This is a genomic window from Nocardia sp. NPDC050713, from assembly GCF_040654315.1.
In the GTDB taxonomy this organism is placed as follows: Bacteria; Actinomycetota; Actinomycetes; order Mycobacteriales; family Mycobacteriaceae; genus Nocardia.
This window is the reverse complement of sequence record NZ_JBFAHS010000009.1, coordinates 45,313-65,551: the sequence shown is the minus strand read 5'-3', so window position 1 is coordinate 65,551 and position 20,239 is coordinate 45,313. Positions and strand designations below refer to the sequence as shown.

Below are 20,239 nucleotides of genomic sequence, written 5' to 3'. Positions count from 1 at the left end.
TGCGAGAATCCCTCGGGAATTTGCCCCGGGTACGCGGACATTTCGTCGGTGCACTTGGTCCCGTGGCTTGTTCATTGTTCACACCGATCGAAACTGCTCGACGTTCCACCGATGCAGCAGGCGGCCGACTTCGCCTCGGCACCACCACGATCGGACAGCGAGCGATCACCGCTGTTACCGCTTCTCGAGACTGTGTCGGGACTGAATCAGAACCGTTCGACCTCGAAAGGAAACAGGGCTAGTGAACTACCTGGATTCACGTTCGGCTTCGGCGGGCTCCGCGTCGAGGACCGGGGGCGCCTCGTGACGGCCGCCAACGAGATCATCGAGCTGACCGACGACGACTTCTACCAGGACCCGCATGCCGTCTACCGGAGGTTGCGCGAACGCGGTCCCATCCACCGCGTCCGCTTGGACGGAGTGCTGAGCTGGCTGGTCGTCGACCAGAACGTCGCCAAACAGGCCTTCGTCGAGCCGAATCTCAGCAAACGGGTCACCTCGCCGGAAGGCCAAGCGGCCATCGCCAAGAACGGCGGAGCCGAGAAGTTCGCGGGCGCTGTCAACGAGAACATGCTCTTCGCCGATCCTCCGCAGCACACCCGGCTGCGCAGCCTGGTGGCGAAGGCGTTCGCCAGCCGCGCGGTGCGTGACCTCGGCCCCCGTATCACCGCGATCGCGGACTCGCTGCTCGACGAGCTGAGCGTCAAGGAATCCGCCGACCTCCTCGACGACTACGCGTTCCCGCTGCCGATCATGGTGATCTGCGAGCTGCTCGGCGTGGCGGACGACGACAAGGACGACTTCCGCGCTTGGACGGAGATCGTGGTGAACGAGTCGGCCAGCGTCGAGGAGCGGACCAGCGCCGGGATCAGCTTTTTCACCTATCTCACCGAACTGATCGCCGTGCGCACCGACAACCCCCGCGAAGACCTGCTCTCCGAGCTGATCGTCGCAAAGGACGACGGCGATCGACTCGATCAGCAAGAACTCATCTCGATGCTGTTCCTGCTGCTGGCCGCCGGACACGAGACCACCGTCAACCTGATCGGCAACGCGGTGCTCGAGCTGCTGCGCGATCCGGCCACCGCCGAACGGCTGCGCGCGGACCCGATCGGCGTACCGGCCTTCGTCGAGGAGATCCTGCGCTGCCACGGTCCGGTGCATCTGGCGACGGCCAGGTTCACCACCGCGCCGATCACGTTGGGCGGTCGAGACATCGACGCGGGCGAGTTCGTCATGATCTCCCTCGCGGCGGCCAACCGCGACCCGCGGCGATATCCGGACCCGGACGGCTTCGAGCCCGACCGCACCGACAACCGGCACATCGCCTTCGGCCACGGCATCCACTACTGCGTCGGCGCGGCGCTGGCCAGGATGGAGGCCACCATCGCGCTCACCCGGCTGCTCGACCGGATTCCCGCGATGTCGCTCGACGGCGATTTCGCCGAACTCAGCTGGCGCAAGAGCCTGCTGATCCGCGGCCTCGCCGCACTGCCGGTCCGCCTGTCGCTGCCCGTCGAGGGGGCAGCGGCCGGTGACCTCCGGTATTCGGCGAACTGACCGCGGTGGAACCCGGACTCAGGCCAGTCCGCTGACCTGTTCCGGGTTCACCTCGTCGCGCCAGCGGATGGCCTGCTCGAGTTCGCCGAGGTCGTAGCCGGGGCCGCTCACACCGACGGTGAAGAGCCCGACCCCGGCCTCGACGAACTTCGGCGCCTGCTCCGCGCCTGGCCACGGCACCGAGCGCTCGATACGGGACACGTCGGCGCCGATGGCGGCGGCGTGCTGCGCGAGCACCTGGTTCTTGTGCTTCAGTCCCGCGAGGTCGGCGAAGCTGTGCCAGATGTCGGCGTACTCGGCGACCAGGCGCAGTGTCTTCCGCTCGCCACCGCCGCCGATCAGGATCGGGATCTCCCGGACCGGCTGCGGGTTCAGCTTCTTCAGCCGCGCGGTGAGCCGGGCCATGCTCTCCTTCAGCAGATCCAAACGGCTTCCCGCCGTGCCGAATTCGTAGCCGTACTCGTTGTAGTCCTTCTGGAACCAACCCGCGCCGATGCCGAGGATCAGCCTGCCGTCGCTGATGTGATCGACGGTCCGCGCCATATCCGCCAGCAGTTCCGGATTCCGGTACCCGCCGCCGGTGACCAGCGCGCCGATCTCCACCCGCTCGGTCTGCTCCGCGAACGCCGCCAGCATCGTCCAGCACTCGAAGTGCGCGCCGACCGGATCCCCGCTGAGCGGATAGAAATGATCCCAGTTGAACACGACGTCCACACCGGCGTCCTCGGCCCGCAGCACGGCATCGCGAATCAACCCGTACTTGGGCGCATGCTGCGGCTGCAGCTGAACTCCGATCCGAACCGGTCGACTCATCTCAGGCCCTCCTCGTCGCTCGCTGGTCTCCGCGATCGAGGCTACCGGCGCGAGGCCGCATCATCATGAGATCGACCGGCTCCGCCGCACCCGGTCGCAATGTTCGGCGCGAACCCCAGGCGCTGCTCGAAGCGACCTGAGAGGTGGTGGTCGACATCGGCCACAAGTCGCGCATGCCGGGATCGCTCTGCTGGCCATAGTTCGGCTGGGGCACAAACACCCTGTGCCACAAGACGATCCGGCTAGCGAGCCTGCTCGACAAGGCCCCCTGGCCAGTTACCTCGCAACAAGGATTACTTGGCAACCAGGACGGACCTCGAGCCCGCCCGAATACGGAATTCGGATTGACACTGGTTCGAGGTCCGGCCGGGTAGCCCGCACCCGGTAGCTTCCGTCGCTTCATTTCAAAGATCGTGACATTCCAAACCGGCCAGTCCAATCTCCAGGAAAGGTGGCCCGAGTCGGCGCAGATACCAGCTGAAGTCGGTGATCCGCCCAGAATCGAGAAGGGCCCGATCAGCGTCGAGTATGAACGTTACTGTCATCGCCTTCGGGGGCACCAGAAAACTACCACCGAACTCGGAGTCGATGAAATGCGCCGAAAGCCCGACTGTCTCCCCACGGTCGTGGTGCCGGCAAATATTCTCCAGAACAGTGTCGATATCGTCGAAGGTCCTCGACTCCCATTCGAAATCGTCGGTCAGATGAAAATTCACACTGCCGCCCGAATCGAGCGTCATACCGCTTTTCGCAACAGCATCCAGAAGCACCGATACTCGAATCGGATGTTCGAATTGAAAATCAATGTCTACCATCTTACCCATGGGACACCAACGTTCCTAACCGCTAGCCAGCACCCTCGATGGAGGGAATGCTTTCTCCCCAACCACAACTTTACCTCGCAAGGGATCGGATACTCCACCCGAATTCCGCACCGTTCGGAGCTGTGCACGGTGAGCGACTCCGATCCGAGCGAAGTTACGACACGTCGGTCGATCCGGACATACTTCGACTCGAGCCGAACGGAGTAATGAAAGGAAAGGAATCGAAGAACTCGCCGAGAACCTCGGGGTGGCTTCGAATTGCGACTTCGGCAGCCCTCCTGGTTATCGGCGGATCGTAGACATCAACTCCCCTCTGGAACGCGATACCATAGATTGCCGGCTCGATGAGCGAAACCGCACCGTCATCCGGGGAAAACCCGATAGTACGAACAACACCAGCTAATGAACCTTCATATTCGACCAACTCGAAGATATACGGCGGGATATCCTCCACCCGATTCGACATCACTACATGCAGGGACCACTGTTTCATTTCGTCGAGACTTATAGCTCGACAAAACAGGCACGTCAGAACAAAACAAATGGTTCTCGGATCCTCTTGGGTCAATCCGTCTACATTCCGTGTCACCCTACCACCCTTCACCCTCACTAGATCGACCCCATCAACGTGCAGAACGCGAGCAGAATCGGAACATCCGGAAAATGCCGACACCGGGCGGATCGAATCAACTTATTCACCCCAGGGAAACCATGACAACTCTGCAGGCAATTTCTCAGGGTCCGAGTATATGGCCGTCAAGCCCTTCCTCAGAATTTCCGGAGCGACGCGAGACTTCCCCGGAAATCTTCTCTCATGTGCAACCTCATAATAAGAAACCATCGAGTCGTCGAGCGAGTCACCACAAGAACAGAACTGCCCACCACTCCCCCATACAACCAGCGTACCGAAGCCGGTATTCAGATCGACACCGACTCCTACATTTGCGACATGAATCCCGCCCGAACCGATTACGAATATCGAGCCAAAATTTCGAGTTGGATCAGCTGCTTGAATCAAGTAGTCGACGATGGCCGCCAACTCGTCTCCTGAGCGTGCGACAACGAGCGTTTCACGATGCTCCGGCAAGAACCCGAATTCTACGGAATAGGACATAGTCACCAATCGATTCTGACGTGCCTATCGTGCGATACCCGAGTAAACATTGGCGCCACCACGGCAGGTCCGGCGGAGCGGATCATGAGTTGGCGGTTGCCCTCCTCCAAATCGGTAGTCCTCGCCCATGACCCGTATCCACTGCGCAGCGTTGACCACAGAGATCATTCCCCGCTCCCAAAAGCACGACCGTTTCTGATGTCTTCTATCAGCCGTCGGTAGTAGCGTCCGGCTTCATCGACTCGCGCTCGATCGTCCGAACGGAGATTCCGCCTCTCGTCCGCGAGCAGCTTCTGCGCCGCCAGTGCCGCATCGATTACCGCTCGGTCCGGCTCTTGCTTCTTGTACTCCGCCGAGATACGCGCGCTGTACGCGCCGACAGCCGAATTGATGAGATCCAGCACGGCTTCATACGCGGCGACATCCATGGTGTGCCATTCGTACGACGGAAGTGCACCGGTTACCGAAGACTTCCAAGGCTGCTCGTCCTGCCCGGTCATATGCGTCCCCCAACTTCCCGGGACACCGGCTCGCGGCGCGCCCAGCGTCGATCCTACTGTCCGCCTTGCATTCGTGCCGCTGGCGCACTATCGGATCAGCTGAGAAGGGGGATTGCCCTGGCTCGGCGTCTGCGCGACGCGGCGGATCCGGAACGGGTGTTCGTGTCGGATCTGCCCCGTCGGCTGCGGTTGGTCGACGACGAGCCGGTTCCCGCCCGCCGATAGCGGCGGACCATCGGTTACTGCTCGTCTCACCCCTGGTGGGAAAGCGCCGAACTCGCGAGCGGTTCCTCGACGAATCGGGACGCCCGCGCGCCGGACTCGGCTGCGGTGAGATCGAGCGACCGATACCATCGTCCGGACCGTCCGCGTGCGACGGTGACCCCTCTACTCGGATCGTCCGGCACGTTCCTGCCGGTGAAGGGATGTGATCTGCCGTGGCTACGGTGACCTTCGAGCGGGCTACCCGCCTCTATCCCGGCGCGACCAAACCGGCCGTCGACGAGCTGAATCTGGAGATCGCCGACGGCGAGTTCCTGGTGCTGGTCGGTCCGTCCGGCTGTGGGAAGTCGACCTCGCTGCGGATGCTCGCGGGGCTGGAGGAGGTGAACGGCGGGCGCATCCTGATCGGGGCGAACGACGTCACCCACGCGGAGCCGAAGGAACGCGACATCGCGATGGTGTTCCAGAACTACGCGCTCTACCCGCACATGACGGTCGCCGAGAACATGGGCTTCGCGCTCAAGCTGGCCAAGGTCGCGAAGGCCGAGAAGGACCAGCGCGTGCTGGAGGCGGCCAAGCTGCTCGACCTCGAGCCGTACCTGGACCGCAAGCCGAAGGCGCTGTCCGGCGGCCAGCGGCAGCGCGTGGCGATGGGCCGGGCGATCGTGCGCCAGCCGCAGGTGTTCCTGATGGACGAACCGCTGTCGAACCTGGACGCCAAGCTGCGCGTGCAGACCCGCACCCAGATCGCGCAGTTGCAGCGGCGGCTCGGCACCACGACGGTGTACGTCACCCACGACCAGGTCGAGGCGATGACCATGGGCGATCGCGTGGCGGTGCTCAAGGACGGCCTGCTCCAGCAGTGCGCGACCCCGCGCGACCTGTACCGGGATCCGGCCAACGCGTTCGTCGCCGGTTTCATGGGCTCGCCCGCCATGAACATGTTCACGCTGCCGGTGTCCGACGGCGCGGTGGCGCTGGGCGGGCACGCGCTGCCGGTGCCGCGTTCGGTGTCCGACGCCGCCGAGGGCAAGGTCGTGGTCGGCATCCGCCCCGAACACTTCGAGCTCGGCAACGGACTCGGCAAAGGCATCGAGATGGAAGTGGACGTGGTGGAGGAGCTCGGCTCCGACGCTTACATCTACGGCCGCACCATCGCCGAGGGGCAGATCAACGGTGCCGGGGAAACCATTGTGGCGCGGGCGGATTGGCGCAACCCGCCCGCCAAGGGCACCCGCCTGAAGCTGTCGACCTCGCCGGAGCACACGTACTTCTTCTCCGCGGCCGACGGGCGTCGCCTGAACTGAGTTCCGGGGCAACCGCCATTTCTCCTCCGTCGGTGGAGAAATGGCGGTTGCGCTGGTCTGGGGGGCATATCGATCTTCGACAGCCGCCTTTCTCTCCGGTCGGATTCCACCTCGGTTCCGGTGCCCGACGCGGCGCGTCCTCCGATGGGCCGAATCACGGTCCTACTCAGAGCGTTCGCGCCGCTTCCGGAGGTAGTCCTCGTTCACTCGGATTCCGAGTTCCTCCAGTTCGATTTCCTTGCCTGTCGCGCTGCGCACCTCGACGCGGACCGGCGCGCCGGTCGCCTCCTCCACCAGCAGCAAGGGGGCCGGTCCCGGCTGCAAATAGGCGTCGCCCCATTGCATCAGCGCCAAGACGGCGGGAAGCAGGTCGCGGCCCATGGGGGTCAGCACGTATTCGTGGCGGGTGCGTTTGCCTTCTTCCTGGTACGGCTGCTTGGCGAGCAAGCCCGCCGCGGTGAGTTTGCGCAGCTGGGCGGCGGCGGCCGCGTCGGTGATGCCGACCCGGGCGGCGAAACCGTCGAAGCGCCGGGTTCCGTAGTAGGCCTCGCGCAGGATCAGGACGGCCGAGCGCGTGCCGACGAGGTCCATCGCCTTCGCGATCGAGCAGTCGACGGCCTGCCACGAGCTGAGATCGGCCAAGGGTCCTTCCATCACGGCTGCCATGACGCACATCATAGCGATTACTGGCTTGAGTCGAATATATCCAGGCGTTAACCTGACTATAAGACGATGGAGCCAGGGTGAAAAAGCCCCGGTCACAGGAAGGATCCACCATGAGAGACGCGGTGATCGTCGAAGCGGTGCGCACGCCGATCGGCAGGGGGAAACCGAATGGGGCGTTGCACGACGTGCACGCGGTGGACCTGCTCGCGCACAGCCTGCGCGCGGTGGTCGAGCGCAGCGGTACCGATCCCGCGCTGATCGATGACGTGATCGGCGGTGTGGTGACACAGGTCGGCGAGCAGGGCGCGAATGTGACGCGACGGGCGGCGCTGGCCGCGGGCTACCCCGAATCGGTGCCCGCGACAACGGTGGACCGGCAGTGTGGCAGCAGCCAGCAGGCCATCCACTTCGCCGCGCAGGGCGTGATGGCTGGCGCGTACGACATCGTGGTCGCCGCAGGCGTCGAGTCGATGGGCCGAATTCCGATGGGCGCCAACCTCGTCGGTTCCGAGGACGTCTCGGGCGTGGCGTTCGCCGAACGCTATCCGGAAGGTCTTGTACCGCAAGGCATCAGCGCGGAACTCATTGCCGCGAAGTGGGGACTCACCCGCACCCAGCTCGACGAATTCGCGCTGACGAGCCACGAAAAGGCCGCCCGGGCAACGAAGAACGGCTTGTTCGCCGCCGAACTCGCGCCGATCAACGGACTGGAAACCGACGAGGGCATCCGCGTCGGCAGCACCCTCGACACCCTCGCCGGACTGCGACCCGCCTACTACGACCCCGCCATGGCCGAACGCTTCCCGCAGATCGGCTGGCAGATCACTGCCGCGAGCGCCAGCCAGGTCAGCGACGGCAGCGCCGCGGTGCTGATCATGACCAGCGAACGCGCCGAGCAGCTCGGCCTGCGCCCGCTGGCCCGCCTGCACAGCTTCGCAGTCGCGGGCGACGACCCGCTCATGATGCTCACGGCGGTGATCCCGGCGACCCGAAAGGTGTTGCAGCGGGCCGGTCTTCAGCTCTCCGATATCGACCTCGTCGAGATCAACGAGGCGTTCTCGCCGGTGGTGCTCGCGTGGGCGCAGGACACCGGGGCGGATATGTCGAAGGTGAACGTCAACGGTGGGGCGATCGCGATCGGTCATCCGTTGGGCGCCTCGGGAGCCCGGCTGATGACGACACTGGTGCACGCCATGCGTGATCGCGGGGCGCGGTACGGGTTGCAGACGATGTGCGAGGCAGGTGGGCTCGCGAACGCGACCATTCTCGAGCGGTTGTGAGCGAGTGGGCGCCCGGTTCCGCCGGGCGCCCACTCTCGGCACGATTGGTGGACGAGCTGGTCGGAGCCAGGATCTAGCCGACCACGAGTGCGACGAGGCATCCGAGTAACCAAGACTCGATCGCCAAGGGAACCGCCACCAGTGGCGTCCATCCGATCGGCCTGCGGGTGCGTAACTTCGAGACGACCATCGCCGCAGTCGCCACACCCGCCGCGGCGATGCCCGTCCAGGCGAGCGCGTAGGCGACCGGTAGATACCGCTGTTCCTCGTCTACGAGGAAGTCGTACAGCGGGACGAGAAGTGCTGCTGCCCAGCCGACTCCGAGGGCGATCAAGGTGGCGAGGGCGGGACGAATTAGGTCTCCCAGGTGCCTCCCCAACGCCGAGCTCATACGTCCAGGGTGCCCGCACAGGTGCCTGGACAATCGCGCGAAGGTCATCGCTTGCCGTGCCGACCGGCTTGCCGGTCGATATCCGCGACGCCGACGCCCGTACCCTGGCGAGCGATGACTGCCGCCACCTTTCCCGAGCCCGTCGTCTACGCGATTCCGCTGCGCACGCGGTTTCGCGGGATCACCGTGCGGGAGGGGATGTTGATTCCCGGGCCGCTGGGCTGGGGGGAGTTCTGCCCGTTTCCCGAGTACGACGATCGGGAGGCGGCGGGCTGGCTGGCCACGGCATTGGAGCAGGTGACGGCCGGCTGGCCGGAGCCGGTGCGGGAGCGGATTCCGATCAATTGCACGGTGCCCGCGGTCGATCCGGAGCGAGCGCATGGGATCGTCAGTACGTCGGGATGCCGCACGGCGAAGGTGAAGGTCGCCGACCACCCGGATTCGCTCGCCGAAGATCTGGCACGGGTCGAGGCGGTCCGCGACGCCCTCGGGCCGGGCGGCGGGATTCGGGTGGACGCCAACGCGGTGTGGGATGTAGACACCGCGATCGCGCATATCGCGCGAATCGACCGCGCCGCAGGCGGTTTGGAATACGTGGAGCAACCCTGCCGCACCATCGAGGAACTCGCCGCGGTGCGCAGGAAGGTCGACGTGCGCATCGCCGCCGACGAATCCATCCGGCGCGCGGAGGACCCGCTGCGCGTCGCCGTGGCGGGCGCGGCCGACGTCGCGGTGTTGAAATGCACACCGCTGGGCGGCGTCCGGCGCGCGCTCGAGGTCGCGGCGGCAGCTGGACTGCCTTGCGTGGTGTCTTCCGCACTCGAGACCAGCGTCGGCCTGGGTGCGCAGCTGGCGCTCGCCGGTGCGCTGCCCGAACTCGACTTCGCTTGCGGACTCGGCACGCTCTCCCTCTTCGAGAGCGACGTAGTCACCGAATCCCTGCGTCCGGTAGCCGGTTTCCTCCCCGTCCCGCGCACCCCCTTTACACCGGACCCCGACCTTATAGACCGCTACCGCCACCCCGACCCCGAGCGAGTCGCTTGGTGGCACGCCCGTTACGAGCGCGTCCGCGCTTTGCTCCCCTGACGAACCCTGCTCGGCCCTTCGACGACCCTGGCCATCAAGACCACCATTTCTCTATCGACCGTAGTCGAACGGATCTGACGCGCGAGAAAAGGCGGTTTCGGCGGCCCCGAAAGCAACCATTTCACTACCGTCGATTGCGGACGCCGCCCGCTCAGCCGAATCGGACGCCGCAGCTGAGCATTGCGGTTCGCAGCACTAGGGCCGCTTCGGGGCCGATGACGCCGTCCACCAGTTCGAGGTAGCGGGTGCAGAATTCGGGGCCGTGGGGGGCGACTTTGTCGGCGGCGGGTTCCAGATGGTGGGCGAGTTCGTGCAGCACGACCAGTTCGCGCAGAGCCCACGCGGTGCCGCCGGTGTGCAGCGGCACCGCGAGGACCGCGTCGGCCGCTTCGTAGTGAGCGGCGGTCGCTCCGGCACGCGACCGCACCCGAACCGGCACCTCGGCTCTATCCCATTGGGCCCGAACCCAATTGAGGGCGAGCACTTTCTCAGCATAGGTCTGGACCGACGCGACCGAGGCGAAACGGCGTTCGATGGGCAGCGTGATGTGCGAGCCGTAGAGCTCGACCGTTCGGTTGCCGTGCTCGTCGGCCAGATCGAACATCCCGCGAACCAGCTGCTCGGCGTCGTAAACCTTGGCGCGCTGCACATCTCGCACACTCATCGCCGCGGAACCGGTCGCCGCCTACACCCCACCCGACGGTCCACGCCTCCGCTACGCCAGTCCTGGGTCGAGCCGAAACCTCCCCTACTTCGTACGTTCCAGCGCTTGCCCGATGCCACCGGACGAATCACCCTCCCGCGCCCGAGGACAACTGCCCACGCACCCCACCCAATTCCGTCGACGTCCCCAACCGCGCCGCCTGGCCAGCGCGATCACCAGCGCGCCGGGCGGCTGCCGAGTGCCCGGCCGACGCCTGCGGACCGCGCCACGTTCCGCGAGCCTCCGAGGTGCTGGTGTAGAAGTCGGCGAGTTCGAGTTCTTTGTCGCGCAGGGCGAGCGCGGTTCCGGCGGCTGCGGTTTCCGGCGCCACCGCTTCGGCTTCCACTTCCGATTTCACCTCGGCGAGCCGGCGGCCGATGCGCGCGGCGAAGGCCATCTGGAAGTTCAGCCGGGCGGTCACCGGCGCCGCCGGGGCTTGGACGCGGCGCTGTACCGTGCGGCCCCAGCGCTTTTCGCTGACGACCTTCTCGACGGTCGCCGAACGGTACTGCCCCGTTTTTATGTAGTAGTCGGACGCGCGCACCATCTGGACGAGCAGGCTGGCGTAGAGCGCCTCGCAGGTGTCGATGTCGGTGTCGAAGCCGTAGGCGTAGACCTGGGTGGAGGTGCGGGCAACATCGCAGCGCACGTCATTGGCGTGCGCGATCGCGACGAACAGCTGCACGTAGGTGCGCAGCCCTTTCTTACCCGGCTCGCCGATCGGGATGACCCGCTGCACCGGCGTCGGCCTGCGCTCGCGCCCGGCTATGTGCGCCCGCGCCACCGCGAGATCGATCGAGGAACGGGTGGCCAGCCGCTGCGCCGCGGCGAGGAACGCCTCCGCCTCGTGCTCGTTGTCGGTGGCCTCGGCCTTGCGCAGCAGACCGCCGATGCGTGTGAGCATCCGATCGGGAACCGCATTCGGCGAAGTCATCGGCAGCCAGAGTAACCGCGAACGCCGACACCGTCCGCCCGCCGCCCACCCCTGCACACGGGCCAGCCGCTCCCCGCCTCGCCGGCGCCCGCCGCCCGCCCCGCACCGTTCGGCCGCCCGGCGGACCAGCCACGCTCGCCCGCGGGCTGTCTCCGCAACGCGAACGTGAGCTCGGCATCTTCCGAACCGCGCAGCCGGACACGGCGGCCACGCACAGCCGCACAGCACCGCCCCGACATCCTCCAAGACCTGCGCATCTGGACCGCTCTTCGGGCGTGGCGGGTGAACACCATGTATCTTCCGTTGTGCAACCGGCAGGGTGTGCTGCTGCTCACGTCGTACCCATGGAGTGTTCGCGATGGCTTTGAAGAAGGTGTCGTCCCTACGTTCGTCGCTCGTATCGAGGGCTGCGCTGGCGGCCGCCTCGGTGGCGCTGCTGACGGCGACCTTCACCAGCGCGTGCTCCAGCGACAGTGGCGGCAACCCGACGAGCCAGAACCTCACCGGCCGCGGCCCGATCACCTACGTCGAGGGCAAGGACACCACCGAGACCGGTGTGGTCAAGCAGCTCATCGAGCGCTGGAACGCCTCGCATCCCGACGAGCAGGTGACGTTCAAGGAGCAGTCGAACGACGCCTCGCAGCAGTACGACGACCTGGTCGAGCACATGCGCTCCAAGCAGTCCAACTACGACGTGGTCGCCCTCGACGTGCCGTGGACCGCGGAGTTCGCCGCCAAGGGCTGGATCCAGCCGCTGAAGGACTCCTTCGCCATCGACACCTCGACGCTGCTCTCCCCGCCGGTCGCCAGCGCCACCTACAACAACACGCTGTACGCCGCGCCGCGCAACACCAACGGCGGTCTGCTGTTCTACCGCAAGGACCTGGTCCCGAACCCGCCGAAGACCTGGGGCGAGATGCTCGGCCAGTGCCAGATCGCCCGCGACAACAACATCGGCTGCTACGCCGGACAGTTCGCGCCCTACGAGGGCCTGACGGTGAACACCTCCGAGGTGATCAACGGTTTCGGCGGCACCTTCGTCGGCGCGGACGGCAAGACGCCGACGGTGGACAGCCCGCAGGCGCGCGCCGGTCTGAACACCCTGGTCACCGCCTACAACAACGGCGACATCCCGAAAGAGGCCATCACCTTCAAGGAGCCGGAATCGGCCAACGCCTTCACTCAGGGCAAGCTGATGTTCCTGCGCGCGTGGCCGTCCACCTTCGGTGACGCGGGCGCCGAATCCTCGCTGGTCAAGGACAAGTTCGCGGTCGCGCCGCTGCCCGGCGAGAACGGGGTCGGCGCCTCGACGCTCGGCGGCTACAACGCGGCCATCAGCGCCTTCTCCAAGAACAAGGCCACCGCGCTCGACTTCCTGCGCTTCCTGATCAGCGAGGACGCTCAGCACATCATCGCCTCGGGCGCTCTGCCCTCGGTGCGCGCCTCGATGTACGACGACCCGGCGCTGATCGCCAAGATGCCGTACCTGCCCGCGCTCAAGGAATCGATCGCCAGCGCGGTGCCGCGCCCGGTAACCCCGTTCTACCCGGCGGTGTCCAAGGCCATCCAGGACAACGCCTATGCTGCCCTGACCGGAAACAAGTCCGTCGACGACGCGATCGTGGGGATGCAAAAGGGCATCGAGACCGCGGGATCGTAATCGATTGCGCAACGGACCCGACCTACCCGTAGGAGAGAGATAACGGTGTCGGATCCTTCGGGAGCGGCCACACGCGTGCCGAGCGACGAATTCCTTCCGCGCAAACGCGGTTTCGGTGCGAGCCTGGCCTGGGAGCTGCGCCGTTCCGGCAAAGCCTGGGTGTTCGTCGCGCCGGTGCTGGTCGCGCTGGCGGTGGTCATCGGCTATCCGGTGTTCCGCGCGCTGTACATGTCCTTCCAGAAGGACTCCGGGCTCGACCCGAGCACGGGCATGTTCGTGGAAGGCGGCAACGCCGGATTCTCGAACTACACGCACTGGCTGCTGCAGCAGTGCAGCCTGCCGACCGGCGAGACCATCGCCTGCCCCACCGGCAATCTGGGTTCGCAGTTCTGGATGGCCATCGGCGTCACGCTGTTCTTCACCGTGATCACGGTGGCGCTGGAGGCCGCGATCGGTCTCGCCATGGCGATCGTCATGGGCAAGAGCTTCAAGGGCCGGGCGCTGCTGCGCGCGGCGGTGCTGATCCCCTGGGCGATCCCGACCGCGGTCACTGCGCGGTTGTGGGAGTTCATGTTCCAGTACGACGGCGTGGTGAACCGGGTGCTCGGCACGCACATCCTGTGGACCTCGGATCCGTGGGCCGCGCGGTTCGCGGTGATCGCCGCCGACGTGTGGAAGACGACGCCGTTCATGGCGCTGCTGCTGCTCGCCGGTCTGCAGGTGATCCCGAACGACCTGTACGAGGCGGCCAAGGTCGACGGCGCCTCGGCCTGGCAGCGGTTCACCCAGATCACCCTGCCGCTGCTCAAACCCGCACTGCTGGTGGCGATCCTGTTCCGCACCATGGACGCGCTGCGCATGTTCGACCTGCCCGCCATCATGACGCTGGGCAACCCGTCGACCCGCACGGTCTCGATCCTGGTCGTCGACCAGGTGCGCCAGGGTCCGAACAGCGCGGCCGCCCTGTCCACCATCACCTTCCTGCTGATCTTCGCGGTGGCCTTCGTGCTGGTGAAGATCCTCGGCGCCAACGCCGTTCGCACTCAGGAGGCCCAGCGCGAGGGGAAGGTGCGCGCATGACGACGAGTGATCAGGTGCGCACCCGCGAGACAGGAGGCGCGCCGATGGCGACCGAACCGACCACCGTCCGGCGCGCACCGTGGACCAAGCGGCTCGGATCGGCGCGCATCTACCTCGGCGTGCTCGTCGTGCTGGTGTGGGGGCTCGGTCCGTTCTACTGGATGGCCGTCACCGCATTCCGCGATCCGGTCTACCAGTTCGACAACACGCCGTGGCCGACGCACGTCACGCTGGAGAACTTCCGCAACGCGTTCGACACCAGCCGCGGCAACGACTTCGGCAAGGCGCTGATCAACAGCGTGATCATCGGCGCGTGCACCACGGCGATCGCGCTGGTGATCGGCATCTTCGCCGCGTACGCGTTGGCCAGGCTGACCTTCCGCGGCAAGTACGTGGTGGCCGGGCTGATCCTCAGCGCCTCGATGTTCCCGGTGGTCGTGCTGGTGACGCCGCTGTTCCAGCTGTTCACCAACCTGGGCTGGATCGGCGAATACCAGGCGATGATCATCCCGAACATCTCGTTCGTGCTGCCGATGACCGTCTACATCCTCGCCTCGTTCTTCACCGAACTGCCGTGGGAATTGGAAGAGGCGGCCCGCATCGACGGCGCGAGCAAGATGCAGGCGTTCCGCCTCGTCATGCTGCCGCTGGCCGCGCCCGCCGTGTTCACCACCGCCATCCTGGCTTTCATCGCCGCGGTGAACGAGTACCTGCTCGCCCGGCTGCTCTCCAGCGACCAGACCGAGCCGGTGACCGTCGCGATCGCCCGCTTCTCCGGCAACAACCCGCTCGTGCAGCCCTACGCCGCGATCATGGCGGCGGGCACGATCGTCACGATTCCGCTGGTGATCATGGTGCTGCTGTTCCAGCGCCGCATCATCTCGGGTCTGACCGCGGGCGGCGTCAAGAGCTGAGTTGTTGGCGCGCTGGCGCGCGCGTGTTCGCGGCCTTCATGTCTCGAACGGTCGCTCGTCAGGCTCGCTCCCGACGGGGCTGGTGGGGCTGGATTGTTTCGTTGGGTTGGCAGGTTCAGCCGCTTGAAAATGGGGCGGCGTCGAGAGCTGAGTCTTTGGCGCGGGGGTTCGCGGGCCGCGGGATGGCCTGTGGAATTCGGGTTACTTTGTCTAAGAAGCGGAATGCTGTGGACTGTGTGCGGCATCGAACCGCGTGGGCGGGGTAAAGTCCGGTCATAGTTCGGTTCGGCGATCGTTGTCAGTGCAGGTGGGTTCGACCGACGCTCCGGGAGGAGATGATCGTGAGCTCGTTCGGCAAGCGACGCGGCAAGCGCGGTGCCGGGGGCAAACCATCGCAGGCGGCACACGCCTCCATCGCGGGCTTCCGGGAACGGCGTAGAACACCGCCGCCCCGCGAGCGGAAAGCGCTGGCGCCCAAACCATCCCGGCCCACCGCCAAACCGACGCCGGCGACGGATCCCGACCGGCCGCCGCGCAGCCGCGCCGAACGTCTCCGTCGGCTCGCGCTCGCCCTGTTCGTCCTGTTCGTCGCGGTACCCTCGCTGCTGTTCGTGCTGGTGTACTGGAGCGCCGAGATCCCCGATCCGGCCGCGGTGCAGACCAACCAGATCGCCACCATCCTGGCCTCGGACGGCAGCACGGTGATCGCCAAAGTGGTTCCGCCGGACGGCAATCGGAGTCCGGTGCCGCTCTCCGAGGTGCCCGAACCGGTGCGCGACGCGGTGCTCTCCGCGGAGGATCGCGATTTCTACACCAACCCCGGCTATTCGACGTCGGGCTTCCTGCGCGCGGGCCGGGACAACCTGTTGGGCAAGGAGGACGCGGGCGGCGGCTCGACCATCACCCAGCAGTACGTGAAGAACGCCTTCCTCGGCTCGGAACGCACCCTCACCCGCAAGATGCGCGAGCTGATCATCGCGGCCAAGATGGCGCGGCAGTGGAGCAAGGACGACATCCTCGCCGCCTACCTCAACACCATCTACTACGGGCGCGGCTCCTACGGCATCGCCGCGGCGTCGAGGGCGTATTTCGGCAAGCAGCCCGCGCAGCTGACGCTCGCCGAGGGCGCGGTGCTGGCCGCCCTCATCCGCACGCCGTCGATCCTGGATCCGGAGACGCACCTGCCGGAATTGAAGGCGCGCTGGCAGTACGTGGTCGACGGCATGGTCGAGATGGGCGTGCTCGCGCCGGGCCACCGGGACGCCACCGTCTTCCCGACGATCCTGCCGATCACCGATATCCCCGACGCCAACGCCGCCCGCGGCCCCGAGGGCTTGATCCGCACCCAGGTGCTTCGCGAACTGCGCGCGTCCGGCATCAGCGAGCGCGAGCTCAACACCGGCGCACTGCGGATCACCACCACCATCGACGCCAAGGCCCAGCAGGCCGCGCTCACCGCCGTGCACGACCGGCTCGGCCCGCAGCCGCCGCACTTGCGCGCCGCGGTGGTCTCGATCGATCCGCGGTCCGGCGCGGTGCGCGCCTACTACGGCGGCGAGGATGGCATCGGCTACGACTTCGCGCAGGCGCCGCTGCAGACGGGGTCGGCGTTCAAGGTCTTCGCCGTCATCGCCGCGCAGCAGCAGAGCATCCCGCTCACCCGCGTGCTGGACAGCTCGCCGGTGACCGATCGCGGCACCAGGATCACCAACGTCGACGGCGAATCCTGCGGCAAGTGCAGCATGGCCGAATCGCTGAAGCGTTCGCTGAACACCAGCTTCTACCGGCTGACCATGTCGATGCTCGGCGGGCCGCAGTCGATCGCCGACGCCGCGCACCAGGCGGGCATCCCGGAGGAGATCCCCGGCGTGGCGGGCAAGACCCTCACCGAGGACGGCGGCCCTCCGCTCAACGGCATCGTGCTCGGGCAATATCTGGTGCGCCCGATCGACATGGCCTCGGCCTACGCGACCATCGCGGCCTCGGGCATGTACCACCAGCCCTACTTCGTGCAGCGGGTGGAGACCGGTGACGGGCGGGTGCTGCTCGATCGCGGCGCGCCCGAGCAGCAGGTCGGCGAGCAGCTGCCAGCTGGGGAGCAGCGGATAAAGCCGACCATCGCGGAGAACACCATCGCCGCGATGATGCCGATCGCCGCCTATTCCAACGGGCACGCGCTGGCGGGCAATCGACCGTCGGCCGCGAAGACCGGCACGACCCAGTTGGGCCAGTCCGACCAGAACAAAGACGCCTGGATGATCGGATTCACGCCCTCGCTGTCCACCGCGGTGTGGATCGGCAGCGAGCAGTCGCAGCCGATTCACACCGCGCGCGGCGCCGACATCTACGGTTCGGGTCTGCCCGCCGACATCTGGAAGCAGATGATGGACGAGGCGCTCGCGGGCACGCCGATCGAGCAGTTCCCGATCGCACCCGCGGGCGGTCCGGCGGGTGGGAACCAGCAGCAGCCCTCGGGCAATCCCTACGACATCCTGAACCCGAATCCCGCTCAGCCGCAACAACAACCGCAGGAGCCGTCGATCGTCATCCCGCCCGCGCCACCGGAGCCGCGGCAGGTCGAGATCTTCCCCGGACTGAGCGTTCCGGTGCCCGGCTGACCCGCCTCCGGCCAAATAACTGTGACCGAACCCATCTCGAGTCGATCTTGTGACCTAGCGTGCCTCCGGGGAACGCATGACATGGCAGCATCGTTTTGCCAGAGTGAGAGCGCGACCGAGCGGCGCCGAGGTGAACATGGGGCGACGCCCGTCCCACGGCGACGATGCGGAAGGATATGCGCTCGAGCGACGACGGCAGCGGCGCGAGCGACCGGCCGAAAGGCGGTAGCCTGCGGACCAACTACAGGGGCCCGGAAGCGCCGCCAATTGAAAACAGACTAGACATAGGGGCTACGCCGGTGGATTTCAATGTCGTTGACCGTCCCGAGACGCTGGTGGCGGGCACAGTACTTCGCAGCCCGGCGCTCGCGGTCGAGGGGCCACGCCGCGCGAAGGTGGAGGAAGCGTGGAAACGCATCCTCTCGCGCCGCCTACCCGGGCCCCCGACCACCGCCTATGTCGACCACGCGCCGGAGATCAATTCGTATCTGACCCACATCGTGGGCTACCGCTGCCGCAGCCTCGACGACCTGCTGCCCGGCGATGTGCTGGCCAGGGTGCCCGCCGGTCGCTTCGCCCGTTTCATCGCGAGCGGCGACGATCTCGGCGATACGATCGTCAGCATTTGGCGGGCGGTATGGGATGCCGAGGCGGCGGGCCGACTCGTGCGCTCCTATTCCGGCGATTGGGAGCACTATCCCGACGACCGCACCGCCGAAGTCTTCGTGGCGCTGGCCGACGAACCGAGCGACGGGTAGGACAAAGCAGTGGATTTCGAGATCGTCACCTTGGATGAAGGCTTGGTCGCCGGACTGACCATCCCGCTGGCCGGCCGTGAGGTGGCCGCCCGCGACCTGGACCTGGTGAATTTCACCTGGGACCGCTACCTCGCCAGGGAGAAGAACGTACCGCGCGTCGCGGCCTACATCGGCCAGAACGACCACGCCGTCGCCGTCCTCGGCTACGAGGTCGCCTCGCTGGACGATTTGGACCAAGGCGACGTCGTGACCCGCATCCCGCACGGCCGCTACGCGAAGTTCGTCGTCTCCGACAAGCCCTACGACCTGCTGCGCACCGCGTGGGCGCAGGTCGCCAAGGCCGAGAGCGCGGGCATCATCACCCGCTCCCACACCGCCGAGATCGAGCGCTACACCGGCCCGACCTCGGTCGAGGTCTACGTATCGCTGGACTGAGTCCGGCTTCGACGCGGCGTGTCCGCGGCCCGTCTCGATCGGGTCGGGGCACGCCGCTCGCGTAGTCCAGCCGACACCTCTCACCGTGTCGGCCGCACCTCACAGCACCCGCGAGACCTGGTACGCGACCCCACCCTCGATCAGGTATCCCGAGCCGACGCAGACTATGTCGTTCAACCAGGCGTACTCCTTCGCGCCGGTCTCGAACATGGGGGCCGTGCGCCAGTAGTACTCGGCAGGGTCGACCTGACGACTCTTGACCGGGTCGGCGATGTCCGCGCGCAGTTCGGCCGGGACGATCCAGCGACCTCCGTAGGTCATGTGCACCAGAGCGCCGTCATCCGTGCGGAGTGTCAGCCGGACATCCAGCGACATCCCTCCGTCGGAACGGAACAACGCCCAGTCACCGCCGCCGGGCAGCACCTCCCCGCGTAGCTCGGGGCCCGAGAACGACCCGCCCGCCGCGCCGAAATAGACGCGCTTGCCGAACGGGCCGTCACCGATGGTCAGCCGTGGGGCCAAATCGACCGCCATGTCGAAGAGGTGCGTTGTCGAGATCTCGTCGACGGCCTTCAAGCGCGCGTCCGACCTCATGTCATCACCTGTGCGAGTAGTCATGAATTTAAACGTACGACCTATCGTATGTTTAAACAAGACATGGCATGATGAAGACGATGAGCGAACTCGAGCAGCAGCACAGCGCACGCGGCGACTTCCGTTCGCCGGAACGACCGGAGCCGGTGATCACCGATCAACGCCTTCTGCGCGGCGCGCAGACCAGACGCACGATCGCGCGCCATGCCGTCGACGTCGCCTCCCTCGAAGGGCTCAACGGACTCAGCCTCGGCAGGCTCGCCACCGATCTAGGGCTCAGTAAAAGCGGTGTCCAGACGCTGTTCGGCACCAAGGAGAACCTGCAACTCGCCGCGATCGACAGCGCGCGAGAGCAATTCGTCGACGCGGTCGTGCGACCGGCCCGCGGCGCGGCGCACGGTACGGCGCGACTGCGCGCGCTGATCGAACACTGGATCGATTACGCCACGGCACCGCTCTTCCCCGGTGGCTGTTTCCGAGCGGCCAACATCGCCGATTTCGACAGCAGGCCGGGCCCGGTCCGGGACGCGCTCGTGCGCGATCAGACGGCGTGGGTCGATCTACTCGCGAGCGAGTTGCGCATCGCAGCGGACGCGGGCGAGATCGCCGAGCTCGACGCCGATTTCGCCGCCTTCCAGATCGACGCGGTGCTGTGCGCCGCGAACACGGCGATGCGCCTCGGCGACGCGGACGCCGCGCACAAGGTGCGCCGGGTAGTCGAAGGATTCCTCGCGCCCCCACGCTGAATATCACGGAATTCGACTGCGGCACAATGGCTCC

21 protein-coding genes are annotated in these 20,239 nt (G+C 66.4%); 11 read left to right on the top strand and 10 right to left on the bottom strand.

The features are described from left to right. The first annotated feature begins 303 nt into the window (after positions 1-303). Positions 304-1,560, top strand: a complete 1,257-nt coding sequence (locus AB0H49_RS18250) for a cytochrome P450 (protein WP_357252776.1) — start codon at positions 304-306, stop codon at positions 1,558-1,560. Positions 1,561-1,578: 18 nt separating this feature from the next. Here the strand turns inward: AB0H49_RS18250 and AB0H49_RS18245 are convergent, their stop codons facing one another. The 5 genes from AB0H49_RS18245 to AB0H49_RS18225 all read right to left on the bottom strand — a co-directional run bounded on the left by AB0H49_RS18245 (position 1,579) and on the right by AB0H49_RS18225 (position 4,811). Continuing rightward, positions 1,579-2,373: an LLM class F420-dependent oxidoreductase gene (locus AB0H49_RS18245; protein WP_354998430.1), complete on the bottom strand. Its 795-nt coding sequence runs from the start codon at positions 2,371-2,373 to the stop codon at positions 1,579-1,581. A 404-nt stretch (positions 2,374-2,777) separates the two neighbouring features. After that, complete coding sequence (locus AB0H49_RS18240; RefSeq protein ID WP_354998429.1) at positions 2,778-3,197, bottom strand: hypothetical protein; 420 nt, start codon at positions 3,195-3,197, stop codon at positions 2,778-2,780. Positions 3,198-3,351: 154 nt separating this feature from the next. Further along, complete coding sequence (locus AB0H49_RS18235) at positions 3,352-3,690, bottom strand: hypothetical protein (RefSeq protein WP_357252772.1); 339 nt, start codon at positions 3,688-3,690, stop codon at positions 3,352-3,354. A 198-nt stretch (positions 3,691-3,888) separates the two neighbouring features. Beyond that, complete coding sequence (locus tag AB0H49_RS18230; RefSeq protein WP_357252769.1) at positions 3,889-4,317, bottom strand: hypothetical protein; 429 nt, start codon at positions 4,315-4,317, stop codon at positions 3,889-3,891. Positions 4,318-4,475: 158 nt separating this feature from the next. After that, complete coding sequence (locus tag AB0H49_RS18225) at positions 4,476-4,811, bottom strand: hypothetical protein (protein ID WP_354998427.1); 336 nt, start codon at positions 4,809-4,811, stop codon at positions 4,476-4,478. A gap of 437 nt (positions 4,812-5,248) precedes the next feature. Between AB0H49_RS18225 and ugpC the strand changes: the two genes are divergently transcribed. Further along, positions 5,249-6,340 carry a sn-glycerol-3-phosphate ABC transporter ATP-binding protein UgpC gene (ugpC, locus tag AB0H49_RS18220; RefSeq protein WP_354998426.1) on the top strand — a complete coding sequence of 364 codons (1,092 nt, stop codon included), beginning with the start codon at positions 5,249-5,251 and terminating at the stop codon, positions 6,338-6,340. Positions 6,341-6,502: 162 nt separating this feature from the next. On the opposite strand, the gene AB0H49_RS18215 is transcribed toward ugpC, so the two are convergent. Further along, on the bottom strand, positions 6,503-7,006 hold the full coding sequence (locus AB0H49_RS18215) for a helix-turn-helix domain-containing protein (RefSeq protein WP_354998425.1): 504 nt from the start codon (positions 7,004-7,006) through the stop codon (positions 6,503-6,505). Between the two features lie 110 nt (positions 7,007-7,116). Here AB0H49_RS18215 and AB0H49_RS18210 point away from each other — a divergent pair, with 110 nt between their 5' ends. Then, positions 7,117-8,286, top strand: a complete 1,170-nt coding sequence (locus AB0H49_RS18210) for a thiolase family protein (protein ID WP_357252764.1) — start codon at positions 7,117-7,119, stop codon at positions 8,284-8,286. Between the two features lie 73 nt (positions 8,287-8,359). Here the strand turns inward: AB0H49_RS18210 and AB0H49_RS18205 are convergent, their stop codons facing one another. Further along, on the bottom strand, positions 8,360-8,677 hold the full coding sequence (locus AB0H49_RS18205; RefSeq protein ID WP_357252761.1) for a hypothetical protein: 318 nt from the start codon (positions 8,675-8,677) through the stop codon (positions 8,360-8,362). 114 nt (positions 8,678-8,791) lie between these two features. Here AB0H49_RS18205 and AB0H49_RS18200 point away from each other — a divergent pair, with 114 nt between their 5' ends. After that, positions 8,792-9,763, top strand: a complete 972-nt coding sequence (locus AB0H49_RS18200; RefSeq protein ID WP_357252759.1) for an o-succinylbenzoate synthase — start codon at positions 8,792-8,794, stop codon at positions 9,761-9,763. Positions 9,764-9,914: 151 nt separating this feature from the next. Here AB0H49_RS18200 and AB0H49_RS18195 read toward each other — a convergent pair whose 3' ends face one another. Together AB0H49_RS18195 and AB0H49_RS18190 are read right to left on the bottom strand one after the other, a co-directional pair. After that, a complete protein-coding gene (locus AB0H49_RS18195) occupies positions 9,915-10,427 on the bottom strand; it encodes a TIGR04338 family metallohydrolase (protein WP_357252756.1) in 513 nt (170 codons plus the stop codon). A 127-nt stretch (positions 10,428-10,554) separates the two neighbouring features. Then, positions 10,555-11,400: a DUF2786 domain-containing protein gene (locus AB0H49_RS18190; RefSeq protein WP_357252753.1), complete on the bottom strand. Its 846-nt coding sequence runs from the start codon at positions 11,398-11,400 to the stop codon at positions 10,555-10,557. A 358-nt stretch (positions 11,401-11,758) separates the two neighbouring features. Here AB0H49_RS18190 and AB0H49_RS18185 point away from each other — a divergent pair, with 358 nt between their 5' ends. From AB0H49_RS18185 to AB0H49_RS18160, 6 genes are all read left to right on the top strand, one after another. Next, positions 11,759-13,060 carry an ABC transporter substrate-binding protein gene (locus tag AB0H49_RS18185; protein WP_357252750.1) on the top strand — a complete coding sequence of 434 codons (1,302 nt, stop codon included), beginning with the start codon at positions 11,759-11,761 and terminating at the stop codon, positions 13,058-13,060. 123 nt (positions 13,061-13,183) lie between these two features. Beyond that, on the top strand, positions 13,184-14,140 hold the full coding sequence (locus AB0H49_RS18180; RefSeq protein WP_357253150.1) for a sugar ABC transporter permease: 957 nt from the start codon (positions 13,184-13,186) through the stop codon (positions 14,138-14,140). Between the two features lie 44 nt (positions 14,141-14,184). Next, complete coding sequence (locus AB0H49_RS18175; RefSeq protein ID WP_354999008.1) at positions 14,185-15,054, top strand: carbohydrate ABC transporter permease; 870 nt, start codon at positions 14,185-14,187, stop codon at positions 15,052-15,054. Between the two features lie 335 nt (positions 15,055-15,389). Continuing rightward, positions 15,390-17,672 (top strand): transglycosylase domain-containing protein, encoded by a 2,283-nt coding sequence (locus AB0H49_RS18170; RefSeq protein ID WP_357252748.1) that lies wholly within the window; start codon positions 15,390-15,392, stop codon positions 17,670-17,672. 176 nt (positions 17,673-17,848) lie between these two features. Next, the gene (locus AB0H49_RS18165; RefSeq protein WP_354998417.1) at positions 17,849-18,430 is read left to right on the top strand and encodes a GyrI-like domain-containing protein; all 582 of its coding nucleotides are present in this window, start codon (positions 17,849-17,851) and stop codon (positions 18,428-18,430) included. Between the two features lie 9 nt (positions 18,431-18,439). Next, complete coding sequence (locus AB0H49_RS18160; protein ID WP_067786841.1) at positions 18,440-18,865, top strand: GyrI-like domain-containing protein; 426 nt, start codon at positions 18,440-18,442, stop codon at positions 18,863-18,865. Positions 18,866-18,964: 99 nt separating this feature from the next. Here AB0H49_RS18160 and AB0H49_RS18155 read toward each other — a convergent pair whose 3' ends face one another. Beyond that, positions 18,965-19,483 carry a DUF3237 domain-containing protein gene (locus tag AB0H49_RS18155; protein WP_357252744.1) on the bottom strand — a complete coding sequence of 173 codons (519 nt, stop codon included), beginning with the start codon at positions 19,481-19,483 and terminating at the stop codon, positions 18,965-18,967. Between the two features lie 56 nt (positions 19,484-19,539). On the opposite strand from AB0H49_RS18155, the gene AB0H49_RS18150 reads away from it, so the two are divergent. Then, complete coding sequence (locus AB0H49_RS18150) at positions 19,540-20,205, top strand: TetR/AcrR family transcriptional regulator (protein WP_357252741.1); 666 nt, start codon at positions 19,540-19,542, stop codon at positions 20,203-20,205. Positions 20,206-20,239: the final 34 nt, after the last annotated feature.